The organism is Sediminibacillus massiliensis, assembly GCF_900156915.1.
In the GTDB taxonomy this organism is placed as follows: Bacteria; Bacillota; Bacilli; order Bacillales; family Amphibacillaceae; genus Sediminibacillus_A; species Sediminibacillus_A massiliensis.
The window spans coordinates 3,040,318-3,052,989 of the sequence record NZ_LT732535.1; the positions used below are offsets into that span (position 1 = coordinate 3,040,318).

The 12,672-nt window shown below is 44.0% G+C and carries 11 protein-coding genes; 10 read left to right on the top strand and 1 reads right to left on the bottom strand.

Annotated elements, in window-relative coordinates; all coding sequences use genetic code 11:
* Nucleotides 1-15 precede the first annotated feature (15 nt).
* The 7 genes from ilvD to CZ434_RS15895 all read left to right on the top strand — a co-directional run bounded on the left by ilvD (nucleotide 16) and on the right by CZ434_RS15895 (nucleotide 8,222).
* Nucleotides 16-1,695: a dihydroxy-acid dehydratase gene (ilvD, locus tag CZ434_RS15865; protein WP_077624043.1), complete on the top strand. Its 1,680-nt coding sequence runs from the start codon at nucleotides 16-18 to the stop codon at nucleotides 1,693-1,695.
* 163 nt (nucleotides 1,696-1,858) lie between these two features.
* Nucleotides 1,859-2,899 (top strand): ABC transporter substrate-binding protein, encoded by a 1,041-nt coding sequence (locus CZ434_RS15870; protein WP_425442059.1) that lies wholly within the window; start codon nucleotides 1,859-1,861, stop codon nucleotides 2,897-2,899.
* Nucleotides 2,900-2,997: 98 nt separating this feature from the next.
* Nucleotides 2,998-3,978 carry an ABC transporter permease gene (locus CZ434_RS15875; protein WP_077625218.1) on the top strand — a complete coding sequence of 327 codons (981 nt, stop codon included), beginning with the start codon at nucleotides 2,998-3,000 and terminating at the stop codon, nucleotides 3,976-3,978.
* Nucleotides 3,978-4,772: an ABC transporter ATP-binding protein gene (locus tag CZ434_RS15880; protein ID WP_077624045.1), complete on the top strand. Its 795-nt coding sequence runs from the start codon at nucleotides 3,978-3,980 to the stop codon at nucleotides 4,770-4,772. The genes CZ434_RS15875 and CZ434_RS15880 overlap by 1 nt, the downstream gene beginning before the upstream one ends.
* Nucleotides 4,773-5,014: 242 nt before the next feature.
* On the top strand, nucleotides 5,015-6,415 hold the full coding sequence (locus CZ434_RS15885) for an MFS transporter (protein ID WP_077624046.1): 1,401 nt from the start codon (nucleotides 5,015-5,017) through the stop codon (nucleotides 6,413-6,415).
* A gap of 131 nt (nucleotides 6,416-6,546) precedes the next feature.
* A complete protein-coding gene (locus tag CZ434_RS15890) occupies nucleotides 6,547-7,047 on the top strand; it encodes an Lrp/AsnC family transcriptional regulator (protein WP_077624047.1) in 501 nt (166 codons plus the stop codon).
* A complete protein-coding gene (locus CZ434_RS15895; RefSeq protein WP_077624048.1) occupies nucleotides 7,044-8,222 on the top strand; it encodes an aminotransferase in 1,179 nt (392 codons plus the stop codon). The genes CZ434_RS15890 and CZ434_RS15895 overlap by 4 nt, the downstream gene beginning before the upstream one ends.
* A gap of 48 nt (nucleotides 8,223-8,270) precedes the next feature.
* Here the strand turns inward: CZ434_RS15895 and CZ434_RS15900 are convergent, their stop codons facing one another.
* On the bottom strand, nucleotides 8,271-9,401 hold the full coding sequence (locus CZ434_RS15900) for an NAD(P)/FAD-dependent oxidoreductase (protein WP_425442060.1): 1,131 nt from the start codon (nucleotides 9,399-9,401) through the stop codon (nucleotides 8,271-8,273).
* Between the two features lie 225 nt (nucleotides 9,402-9,626).
* Between CZ434_RS15900 and CZ434_RS15905 the strand changes: the two genes are divergently transcribed.
* Genes CZ434_RS15905 through CZ434_RS15915 form a run of 3 tightly spaced genes read left to right on the top strand, consistent with a single transcriptional unit; the run spans nucleotide 9,627 to nucleotide 11,918 of the window.
* Nucleotides 9,627-10,469 (top strand): amino acid ABC transporter substrate-binding protein, encoded by an 843-nt coding sequence (locus CZ434_RS15905; RefSeq protein ID WP_077624050.1) that lies wholly within the window; start codon nucleotides 9,627-9,629, stop codon nucleotides 10,467-10,469.
* Entirely contained in the window at nucleotides 10,453-11,157 is a 705-nt protein-coding gene (locus tag CZ434_RS15910; protein ID WP_077624051.1) for an amino acid ABC transporter permease, read from the top strand. Before CZ434_RS15905 ends, CZ434_RS15910 begins: the two co-directional genes overlap by 17 nt.
* 14 nt (nucleotides 11,158-11,171) lie before the next feature.
* Nucleotides 11,172-11,918 carry an amino acid ABC transporter ATP-binding protein gene (locus CZ434_RS15915; protein WP_077624052.1) on the top strand — a complete coding sequence of 249 codons (747 nt, stop codon included), beginning with the start codon at nucleotides 11,172-11,174 and terminating at the stop codon, nucleotides 11,916-11,918.
* The last annotated feature ends 754 nt before the right edge of the window (nucleotides 11,919-12,672 follow it).

Genomic DNA, 12,672 nt, shown 5'->3' on the forward strand with positions numbered 1-12,672 from the left:
CAGGAGGCATACATAATGAAAAAGGATCTGCGCATCAAAAGTAATGTTTTCGACGACAGCAAAAGAGCCCCTAACCGAGCCATGCTTCGTGCTGTAGGGGTGACAGATGAGGATTTTAAAAAACCGATGATTGGGATTGCCTCAACATGGAGCGAAGTAACCCCTTGTAATATCCACTTGGATCAACTGGCTGTGAAAGCGAAAGAAGGAGCTCGTGAAGCCGGGGGAGTACCGATGATTTTCAATTCGATTACCGTATCTGACGGTATCTCGATGGGGACTCAGGGGATGCGCTATTCCCTGCCGAGCAGAGATGTCATCGCTGACTCAATTGAAACGGTGGTCGGAGCAGAAAACCTGGATGCTTTCGTGGCGATTGGAGGATGTGACAAAAATATACCAGGGTGTATGATTTCCATTGCCAGGGCCGACGTACCAGCCGTATTCGTATACGGAGGCACCATTTCTCCCGGTTTCCACAACGGAGAAAAACTTGACATTGTATCTGTATTTGAAGGTGTCGGTAAGCATAATAATGGGGATATCAATGATAATCAGTTACATAAAATTGAATGCCATGCATGTCCTGGGGCGGGGTCATGCGGCGGTATGTACACAGCGAATACGATGGCGTCTGCGGTGGAAGCACTGGGAATGAGTCTGCCTGGAAGTTCTTCAAACCCAGCTGAGTCCAAATATAAGTTAAAGGACAGTGATGAGGCTGGACAAGCAGTATATCGCCTATTAGAACAAGGCATCTATCCAAAAGACATCATGACAAAAGAGGCGTTTGAAAATGCCATTACAGTGGTCATGGCTTTAGGCGGTTCCACTAATGCGGTATTGCACCTACTGGCGATTGCACATTCGGCTGGTGTTGATGTGACAATCGATGATTTTGACCGGATACAGAAGGAAGTACCCCATATTGCAGATTTAAAACCTAGCGGCAAATATGTAATGGAAGATCTTCATAGAGTCGGTGGTGTACCGGCAGTAATGAAACTTCTTTATGAAAATGGTTACCTTCATGGAGACTGTCTGACAGTGACCGGCAAAACGGTGGCTGAAAACGCTGCTGAAGCTCCTTCTTTAACCGAAGGTCAAGAAATTATCCTTCCATTTGATAAGCCATATAGGAAAAACGGTCCATTGGTCATTCTTAAAGGAAATTTAGCTCCAAGCGGGGCTGTGGCAAAGGTGTCTGGAGTCAAAGTTAAACGTCATACCGGACCTGCCAGAGTTTTCGATACCGAAGAAGAAGCGACGGATGCCGTAATTAATAATGATATCAATGAAGGTGACGTACTTGTCATCCGTTATGAAGGTCCTAAAGGCGGACCTGGAATGCCTGAGATGCTGTCCATATCCGCTATCTTGGTCGGAAAAGGGTTAGGTGAAAAGGTTGCCCTGTTAACAGACGGACGTTTCTCCGGCGGAACGCATGGTTTAGTGGTCGGGCATATTGCTCCCGAAGCACAAGTGGGCGGGCCGATCGCTTTGCTTCAAGAGGGAGATATGGTGACGATAGACTCCGACCGGCAGGAAATCATTATGGACGTGCCGGAAGAAGAATTAGAAGCACGACGTAAACAATGGACAGCGCCACCTTTGTATGCAAAAGGTGTATTAGGAAAGTACGCACACAATGTATCCTGTTCGTCCAAGGGAGCCGTCACAGACAATTTCAAATAATGTTAATTCCTACAGGCTGGCCCCTTAGCAGGGTGCCAGCTTGTTTTACTAAACAAGTAGGATTTTCTAAAAATTGCTAGCAGTATCAATTGTAAGGTATGGTATAATGTAGCTTAATATCATTTAAAAATTTAGAATATTTTAAAAATTGTCAGGGGGAAATATGATGAAGAGATGGTTTTACTTATTGGCAGTTGCACTTATAGCAGTTATCTCGTTAGCAGCATGTGGATCAACCGATGGAACAGACACTGCCTCGTCAGAAGAAACAACTGATTCAGATGCACAGGCGGAAAATGACTCAAACAGCGAAACCACTTATAAAATAGGCGCTACGCAAATCGTTGAGCACCCGTCTTTGGACGCGGCTTATGAAGGCTTTCAAGCTGCTCTGTCTGATGCAGGTTTGGACGTGGAGTACGACTTGCAAAGCGCGCAGGGAGAACAAAGCAATACCAGCACGATTGCCAATAATTTCGTAGCAGATGACGTCGATTTGATTTTTGCCAATTCAACACCGAGCGCATTGGGAGCTTTGCAGGCCACTTCTGACATACCGATTGTCTTTACATCGGTGACAGATGCGGTTGAAGCTGGATTGGTCACTGCCATGGATGAACCGGGCGAGAATATAACAGGCGTATTGGACTTGCATCCCGATTCCATTAAGAAAACGATAGAATTCATTGATAAGTACTTTGCCGACTCTAAAGTTGGCCTGCTATACAATGCTGGTGAGCAAAACTCTGTAACACAGATTGAAGATGTTCAGGCTGCTGTAGAAGGGACCAGTCTTAGTCTGGTGGAGCGTACTGTAGCGAATTCTGCCGAGGTTCAGCAGGCCGCGACGACATTAGTCGGTGAAGCAGATGTGATTTTTATCGTGACAGATAACACGGTTGTATCTGCATTAGACAGTGTGATCGGTGTTGCCAATGAACAGGATATACCACTGATTGTCGGGGAGCCGGATTCACTTAAGAGAGGCGGTTTTGCAACATATGGCATCGACTACTATTCCATCGGTTACCGTTCAGGTGAAATGGCCGCAGATATTTTAAAAGGAGAAAACACAACGCAAGATATCCCGGTGGAATATCCGGAAGATATGCAGTTATTCATCAACAAACAGGCTGCAGAAGAACAGGGAATCGAGTGGAATGAAGAATGGGATGAAACAGCGGAGTTTGTAGAGCCTGAATAAAAGGTTGAAAAAAGGGAGCAGGCTGCATGCCTGCTTCCTATTCTTTCAGGGTCTTTGGTTCCGAACCAAACTGGTATCGTTTTGAAAGGGAGGACAACATGTTTATATCAATTTTTGGCGCAGTAGAGTCGGGTATCATTTACGCTATCATGGCACTGGGAGTATATTTATCATTTCGGGTACTCGATTTTCCAGACTTAACGGTTGATGGGAGTTTTGTAACCGGTGCAGCTGTGGCGGCAATTGCCATTATGAATGGAGTACCTCCGGTCATAGCTACAGTGTTTGCAGCACTCGCAGGTTTTTTGGCAGGGTGTTTAACTGGTATTCTCCATACCAAAGGAAAAGTAAATGCATTGTTGTCCGGGATTTTGATGATGATTGCTCTATACTCGGTCAATCTTCGGATTATGGGACGGCCTAACCTGCCATTATTAAATGAATCGACTGTATTCAAACAACTAGAAGCTGCCTGGGCTTCAACAGGGTTGGATAATTTTTTTAACGGCATACTATCCAGTCTTGGCATGGAGCGGTTTCCTGGAACATGGTCTATATTATTATTAATGATCGTTATCACCTTTGCTATAAAACTACTTACAGACTACTACTTGAAAACAGATTTAGGACTTGCACTCAGAGCGACTGGAAACAATAAAAAAATGATCAGAAGCTTGTCCGCAAATACGGATACGTTAATCATTGCCGGCTTAGGACTTTCCAATAGTTTAGTAGCTTTATCCGGAGCTTTCATTGCACAGCATGGAGGGTTTGCCGATGTCGGAATGGGGATTGGCATGATTATCATCGGTCTTGCTTCGGTCATCATCGGGGAAGCCTTGTTTGGAACAAAAAGCATCGCCAGGGCGACATTGGCTGTTGTCGGAGGTGCTGTTATCTACCGGATCGTGGTCACACTCGCACTTCAAGTCGAGTTCTTGGAGACTGGAGATATGAAACTAATCACTGCTTTATTAGTAATAGCTGCATTAGTAGCGCCCAAAATGGTCAAGGCCCATCAAGAAAAGAAACGTCGCTTGCGAAAACGGGCTGCCCTTCAAGTCGAGGAGGTTTCATAATGCTGAATCTGCAAAACATTGCTATTACGTTTAATGAAGATACACCAGATGAAAAGAAAGCCTTGCAAAATATTAACCTAAACTTGGAAAAAGGCGATTTTGTCACGATAATCGGCAGTAACGGTGCAGGCAAATCGACGCTGATGAATGTAATATCAGGTTCTCTCTACCCTGATGTCGGGGATGTATTTATTAATGATAGACAAGTGGTGCACTTGCCGGAATACAAGCGGTCGGCATATATCGGCAGGGTTTTTCAGGATCCGATGGCAGGTACTGCCCCTTCTATGACGATTGAGGAGAACCTTGCCATGGCCTTTACACGGGACAAAAAAAGAAAGTTGAAGGCTGGTGTCACGAAAAAGCGCCGACAATTATTTAAGGAGTACCTGGAAACATTGAATCTGGGGCTGGAGGACCGGTTGACAGCCAAAGTGGGATTATTGTCTGGTGGAGAACGCCAGGCGTTATCCTTATTGATGGCTACATTCACCGAACCGAATATCTTGTTGTTGGATGAACATACAGCTGCTTTGGATCCTTCCCGAGCTGAGCTGATTACCAATCTGACATCTGAAGTAGTTGGTAAATTTGAATTAACTACATTGATGGTCACCCATAACATGCAGCAAGCGCTTGATTTGGGAAATCGCCTGATCATGATGGATAAAGGTCAGATAATTTTGGAGGTTGAGGGTGAAGAGAAACAAAGACTGACAATCGAAAAACTGCTGCAGGAGTTTCAGCGCATACGTGGAGGGCAGTTTGAAAGTGACCGGGCCGTTCTGGGTTAAATAAAAAACAATGGTGAAAGTACAGGACAACTTCTTGTTCTGTACTTTCCTTTGGCATGAATTTTCGATGTGAAGATTCCCGGCATGCCAATGAATTAGGTAGAAAGTAAATTCACGAGGTAAATATTGCTTGGTTTCTCGTCTGGAAGGCCGGGGTATATAGTTGTTACCTTTTTAAATCTTCTCAGCTTCAAGGAATAATACAACAAGAAGTCTGGGTTTCAGACAGGAGTGCTAAAAAAGTGGAAACAGCTGACAACCAAGTATATACAACTAAGACAAAGAATACAAAGCAAATAAAATTTGCAGAAAGATTGGGGTATGGGCTCGGTGATTTTGCAAGCAATATCGTTTTTGCGGCCATCGGCTCTTTTATCACTTTTTTCTATACAGATATCGTAGGAGGAATATCGGCGGGGGTAATTGGAACAATCATGTTGTTCTCGAGGCTCTTTGACGGCATCACAGATATTGGGATGGGAATTGCCACAGATAAAACGAACTCCAAGTTCGGCAAGGCACGCCCTTGGCTGCTGTGGCTTGCTGTTCCGTTTGCGATATCGAGCATATTAGTATTCAGCGTACCGGAGATTGGAACAGTAGGAAAGATCATTTATATTGTTATAACATACAATTTATTCAGCATTATTTACACGGGAATCAATATCCCTTATGGTGTGCTGAACTCATTGATCACACAGGACCAGTATCAGCGTTCGGTGCTTAATATCTTCCGGATGGGACTGGCGGTGACGGCTACAATGGTAGTCAATGTGATCACCATTCCGATTACCGACTTTTTCGGCGGAGGTAAGACGGGTTGGGCGCTAACATTTACCGTATTCAGCATGATTGCCGTTCTTATCTTTGGAATCACTTTTAAAACAACCAGGGAAAGGGTAACATCCAGTACGGAAGCGAGCAGGAAGAATGATGTTTCGATCAAGGTTGGGACCAAAGCATTGATGAAGAATAAGTATTGGATCATCATGGTTATTTTTCTCATTACCAATTTTATTTTTGTGGGTCTTGGAAACGCGATAAATGTTTATTATGCAGAATATATTTTGAATAATGCCAGCCTTGTCGGTACATTGGCGGTTGCCTGGAATCTTCCGCAGCTTGTAGGTTTTTTCGTCGTCCCACCGATTATCCGCCGTTATGGAAAGAGAAATACGATGATTGCCGGTATTTTATTGGGAATTTTAGGTTCGGTATTTGTTCTGGTGGACCCAACCAGCCTGACGGTCGTAGTTATCGGCATGTTTATCCGCGGAATCGGAATTGCCCCGGTTGTGGGCTCGCAATTTGCAATGCTTGCAGATACGATTGAGTACGGTGAATGGAAAACCGGGATCAGAACGGAAGGACTTGTCTATAGTGCCGGCAGTTTCGGGACGAAAGTCGGAAATGGATTGTCTGTAGCTATTGTCGGTTGGGTGCTGTCGATGGGTAGCTATACAGGCGGAGGATCGGCCCAGTCTGAGTCGGCCATAACTGCTATTAAGTTTTTATTTATCCATCTGCCTGTTTTTATTGCAGGAGTTCAGCTGTTATTGCTGTTCTTCTATAGGCTTGATAAACAGTATCCGAAAATTCTCAGCGATTTAGAGAAAAGGAAAGCGGACACCCAACAGTTATAAGTTTGCTGTCGAAGAATTATGAAGTAATTTATACTAGGGAATTGAGGGAGAGTCATGAGATTAGTGTGAATCTATCATGCACATTCCATGAACCTCCCCCCTCACATCCAAAAAAGAATTTGAAGGGGGTATTGCTTATGAACGAGAAGGAATTGGAAGTGTTGCAGATACTGGAGGGAGACGCCAGGATTTCAATTGAAACGATTGCCGATATGGTGGAATTAACAGAGGAAGAGGTTCAGAATATTATTAAGTCGCTGGAAGAAAGGGAAATCATTCTTAACTATCAAACGGTTATAAACTGGGATAAAGCCCCGATCGATGATGGGGTGGCAGCAATGATCGACGTGAAAGTCGCTCCGAAAAGGGACGTAGGCTTTGATAGTTTAGCAGAAAGGATTTATCGATTTCCAGAAGTGAAAGCGGTGTACCTCATGTCAGGGGCATATGATTTGTCTGTACAAATTGAAGGTAAATCAATGAAGGAAGTAGCATTCTTTGTTTCCAACAAGTTGTCGACACTTGATTCTGTTTTATCCACTACTACCCATTTCTTGCTGAAAAAATATAAGCATGATGGCATTATATTCGAATCTGACAAGAAGGATAAGCGGATAGTGGTGTCTCCATGAGTAAAGTCACAAGCCCTGTAGATTACTTATCGAAAAATGCATCGACGATCAAACCATCTGGAATCCGCAAGTTTTTCGACTTGGCAAATCAAATGGAAGATGTGATTTCACTCGGGGTCGGTGAGCCGGATTTTGTCACTAGATGGAATGTTTGTGAAGCTGCTTATGCAGCAATGGAAAATGGCTATACGGCATACTCTGCAAACGCAGGATTGTTGGAATTAAGGAAAGCCATCACGGAATACTTACAGCTTCAGTTTAAATTGAGCTATAGGCCCGAAACAGAAATAATCGTCACAACTGGAGCCAGTCAGGCGATTGACCTTGCCTTGCGTGCTTTCGTCAATCCAGGGGACGAAGTCTTGATAGTAGAGCCCGGTTTTGTCGCATATGCTCCAATTGTGCAAATGGCAGGGGGAGTCCCTGTCCCCGTTGAAACAAATTCCGAGAATCAATTTAAGTTAACACCGGAACAGCTTGAGGCAAAAATTACCGACAATACCAAACTTGTATTGCTCTGTTTTCCCAACAATCCGACCGGTGCAACGATGGATAAACAAGAGCTTGCCAAGATTGCGGATGTAGTTGTCAAACACGATTTGTTGGTTTTATCTGACGAAATTTATGCAGAACTTAGCTATGATCAACCTCATGCGAGTATTGCAGGATTAAAGGATATGAAAGAAAGAACCATCCTTATTTCCGGTTTCTCCAAGGCATTTGCCATGACAGGATGGCGGTTGGGCTACCTGACGGGACCCGAGCCTTTCATTCAGGCAATGCTGAAGATTCACCAGTACACGATGATGTGTGCTCCGACAATTGCTCAGCATGGAGCATTGGAGGCATTGTCCAATGGCTTGGAAGATGTCCAAAAAATGGTGACGAGTTACCGGCAGAGGCGAAATTACATTGTCAAAGCATTCAATACAATTGGTCTTGACTGCCATAAGCCTGGAGGGGCTTTTTATGCTTTTCCTTCTGTGGAACGGACAGGGCTTACCTCGGAGCAGTTCGCGGAGGAGTTGCTTAAAGAGGAAAAAGTGGCAGTAGTGCCTGGCGATGTCTTTGGTGCCGGAGGCGAAGGGCATGTCCGTTGTTCCTATGCGGCTTCTATGGATGATTTACAAGAGGCTGTTCGGAGAATGGAACGGTTTGTGGCTAAGAGGATATAATGTGAAAGGAAGAGCGGCATTTTTAACAAGCTGCTCTTCCTTTTTTAACTACATTGAACCTATAGCACCGGTTATGTCATAATCCTCTAGATTAATTTCCGTTTCCTGTTCAAGTGCCAGTTTGGCTAGTTGTGCCCCGACATAAGGCCCCATTGTAAGGCCGGAAGCACCTAAACCATTTGCGGCAAATACATTAGGATGGTCCGGAAGTGCCCCCAACATTGGCAGAAAGCCTGGAGTAAACGGACGGAATCCCACTCTTGCTTCAAGGAAAGTACTATGTGCGAGTCCGGGAGCGATACCCAGAGCTTTTTCAAAGATTTCCTTTATGCCGTGGACGGTGATACGATCGTCAAAACCAGTATTATCTTCGTGCGTCGCACCAGCAACTATTCTGTTATGGTCAAAAGCTAGTAAATAATGGTTGCTTGGAGGAATAACCACAGGCCATCTGCTTGTATCCATATCCGGGATCTCCAAATGAACAATCTGGGCTTTTTGAAAGTGGAGGTTGAAATCAATACCTAAAGGCTTGAGGATGCTTTTAGCCCAAGCACCAGCAGCTATAATCACTTTATCTGCCTGCAATACGCTTCCGTTTACCTCCACTCCGGTGACTTTACTGTTTTTCAAATAAAGCCTGGCGTTTCCTTCCATGCATTTAGCCCCATGTCTCATTGCTCCTCTCAACAGGGCACTCCTTAATGAACGGCCATCAACCCTTGCAGCGCCGCTTACATGGACCGAACTAAACCCTTCAGCGAGAGGGGGGAACATCTCTCTGGTTTCCGCGGCGTTTAAGCGGGTGATTTCTCCAATTTCTGGTGCATGCTGCCTCCTTTTAAGGGCTCTTGTTTCCATGCCATCGAGCTTATTTTCATCATGATGGATGCTGATTGCCCCTACCTGTTTATAGCCTGTTTCGGTTTCTCCCTCTTGTTCCAATTCTCTTATCAAGGAAGGATAATAAGCAGCCCCGCCCCTTGCTAACTGATACCATGCCTTGTTCCTTCTTTGGGAAAGCCATGGGCATACAATTCCAGCAGCAGCATCTGTCGCCTGTCCGGAGTCAAACCTGTCAATCACCGTAACATCAGCACCTGCTTTAGCGAGACGGAATGCAGTAGATGCACCTAATATTCCTCCTCCGATCACAATATACTCGGCCATATGAGTCAACCCCTTGCTATTATTTTCTATAATCGATTGTTGGTAAATGGAAGTATTAACTATTATAGTGTGCCTGAGGTGTTTTTTTTGTACAAGTGATACCTTTTTCTTTTCATAGGAATTGCTTGGAAGGAGATACTGAAAAGGAAGTTCGTTTGTTTTACAAACCAATGTTTGTGGGTTATAATCACGTCTGTTATTATAATTCCGATAAAAATACTGGGGGTTTAGACCATGAAGAAATTTAGTACTTGGCTCATTATGTTGGGCTTAATACTTGTTATTGCCGCATGTGGTACAAATGAAGAAAATGGCGGTTCAGAGAACCAAGAGGAACAAGAAACCGCTGAAAATGGAGGAGAGGGCGACAACAGCCTGTATGATCAGGTCATGGAAGAAGGCGTTCTTACCATCGGCACGGAAGGAACATATGCCCCTTTTACTTTTCATAATGAAGAAGGCGAATTGACGGGTTATGATGTGGAAATTATTCGTGAAATTGCCAACCGGATGGGCGTTGAGGCTGAATTCGAGGAAACACAATGGGATTCAATGTTTGCTGGTTTAAATGCTGAACGTTTCGACCTAATTGCTAATCAGGTTGGTATAAATGAAGACCGTTTGGAAAACTATGACTTCTCCAACCCGTACACCTATTCCTCGGCTGTAGTAGTAGTGCCTAAGAATAACGAAGACATCCAATCGTTTGAAGATTTGGAAGGAAAGCGATCTGCACAGTCTTTGACAAGCAACTATGGAGCTATTGCCAAAGAGAATGGAGCAGAGATCATCCAAGTGGAAGGGCTGGCCCAATCAATTGAGTTAATCAAACAAGGCCGTGCAGATGTAACGGTAAACGACAAATTGGCGGTATTGGATTATATAAAACAGCAAGGGGATGCCAATATTGAAATTGCTGCTGAAGAGGAGGAGGCCTCTGAATCAGCTTTTGCATTCAACAAAGGCAATGAAGAACTAGTGGAGGCTGTCAACGAGCAGTTGGAAGCGATGAGGGAAGATGGCACCTTAGAGGAAATTTCCAAAGAATGGTTTGGTGAAGATGTATCTTCTCAATAACCTATTATTTACGATAACCGCAAATATGGAGGGATGGGAGTTATTTAAGAACTCCCTGCTTCCCATGATTACTGGAGGAATCAAATATACGATTCCTCTTACTCTTATTTCTTTTGTTGTAGGTATAGTGTTGGCATTGTTAACAGCAATGATGAGGTTGTCCGGTTCCAGGGTCCTGCGGGCTCCTGCTGTGGCATACGTGTCGGCGATAAGAGGGACGCCGATGCTTGTCCAGTTATTTATCGTTTTCTATGGTTTGCCAAGTTTGAATATTACGATTGACCCTTTTCCAAGTGCAATTATTGCCTTTTCCTTAAACGTCGGAGCCTACGCTTCTGAAATTATCCGTGCTTCCATCCAATCGATACCAAAGGGCCAGTGGGAAGCTGGTTATACAGTTGGAATGACATACAACACTACTATGAGAAGGATTATACTGCCTCAGGCTGCAAGGGTATCCATTCCTCCGCTTTCCAATACATTCATCAGTCTGGTCAAGGATACATCGCTCGCTTCTTTGATTCTTGTTACAGAATTGTTTAGAAGAGCACAGGAAATTGCGGCGAGAACCTATGATTTTATGTTAATTTATGTAGAGGCAGCTATACTGTATTGGATCATTTGTTTTCTATTATCACTGGTTCAAGAATTCATTGAACGTCGTCTTGCAAGATATACGGCCAGGTAGAGGAGGAGCGATTGATGTTTTTATCGATAAAAGGATTGGCCAAATCTTTTGGAGAATTGGAAGTACTAAAGGAAATAGATGTAGATATCGAAAAAGGACAGGTAATGTCGATCATCGGGCCATCGGGGTCAGGTAAAACGACACTGCTCCGTTGTTTAAATGCTCTGGAGAAACCAAGCAAGGGAATTTTCACTTTCAACGATGGAATGACACTTGATTTCAGTAAGAAAATCACACGGAAAGAGTGGTTGGAACTCAGAAGGAAATCCGGGATGGTTTTTCAATCTTATAACTTGTTTCCTCATAAGACAGCTTTGGAAAATGTAACAGAAGGTCCCATTGTTGTTCAAAAAAGAAACAAACAAGAAGTTAGAGAAATGGCTGTCGACTTATTGGAAAAGGTTGGATTGAAGGATAAAATGGATTTATACCCTCATCAACTATCGGGTGGTCAACAGCAGCGGGTTGGGATTGCCAGAGCATTGGCGATAGAACCTGAACTTATGTTGTTTGATGAACCAACTTCCGCTCTCGATCCGGAGTTGATCGGAGAAGTGTTAACGGTAATCAAAGATCTTGCCAGAGAAGGCTGGACAATGGTGATTGTCACGCATGAACTACATTTTGCTGAACAAGTATCTGACCAGGTACTTTTCATGGATGGAGGATATATAGTCGAGAAAGGCACCCCTGAGCAGGTGCTGAAAGCTCCAAAAGAAAAGCGGACACAGCAATTCCTACAAAGAATCCTACATCCTTAATAAAGCAGTCTCCCCTAAAAGGAGGCTGCTTTAATTATTACAAAAAGTTTTTGGAACAGCGACGTAAAAACCATAGACTGCGAACTAACTTCAGTGTGACTTCCTATCATCCTTTTCGGATTGAGTGGTAAGCCGACGCTGCGGAAAAATACTCGCTTTCCGTGGGTCACTTCAAACCACCGGCTGTGGGGTCTTCAGACTGTTCCTTTCCCACAGGAGTCTCGCATTTTTCCGCAGCTCGGTATAGTTTTCTAATTAGGTGAGAAGTGATCCTGAAATGTGTCTAACTTGGTTCTCCATATCAAAAACGGAGAAAACATTTACTAGGGAGGCAGATAGCCAGACTCCTGTGGTTATTTGACAGCACTCACTGCGTGTCTTCGGGACTGCCTTACTCCTACACTTTAAAAAGTCATCCATGAATTTACACCTCAAGACAGAAAATCGAACTTTTTTCCCAAAGTAATAAAAGCAATTTTCCAATGCTAGGATGTTTTTTGATTAATTGAAAGGAAATACTACAATATGTATAACATAGGTATGCCTAACATCAAAATTCAGAAAAACCTTAACAGCGAAGGCAGAATACGCAGACTCTTATGGGAACAGCACGAGTCCGAAGACCCTGCAAGAAGCGCACTTTGCTGATGAGGAGGCTGAGGCCGGGCCCATGGAAAGCGAAGTGTTCTGCCGCAGCGAGTGCATGCGCTCAACAATAATCAGAACATCAAGAAATAAAATTGTCACTATGTCG

Coding starts and splice junctions, on each gene's coding strand:
- CZ434_RS15910 (WP_077624051.1), top strand. CDS start 10,453: ATGTATCTTCTCAATAACCTATTATTTACGATAACCGCAAATATGGAG.
- CZ434_RS15905 (WP_077624050.1), top strand. CDS start 9,627: ATGAAGAAATTTAGTACTTGGCTCATTATGTTGGGCTTAATACTTGTT.
- CZ434_RS15895 (WP_077624048.1), top strand. CDS start 7,044: ATGAGTAAAGTCACAAGCCCTGTAGATTACTTATCGAAAAATGCATCG.
- CZ434_RS15880 (WP_077624045.1), top strand. CDS start 3,978: ATGCTGAATCTGCAAAACATTGCTATTACGTTTAATGAAGATACACCA.
- CZ434_RS15870 (WP_425442059.1), top strand. CDS start 1,859: ATGATGAAGAGATGGTTTTACTTATTGGCAGTTGCACTTATAGCAGTT.
- CZ434_RS15915 (WP_077624052.1), top strand. CDS start 11,172: ATGTTTTTATCGATAAAAGGATTGGCCAAATCTTTTGGAGAATTGGAA.
- ilvD (WP_077624043.1), top strand. CDS start 16: ATGAAAAAGGATCTGCGCATCAAAAGTAATGTTTTCGACGACAGCAAA.
- CZ434_RS15875 (WP_077625218.1), top strand. CDS start 2,998: ATGTTTATATCAATTTTTGGCGCAGTAGAGTCGGGTATCATTTACGCT.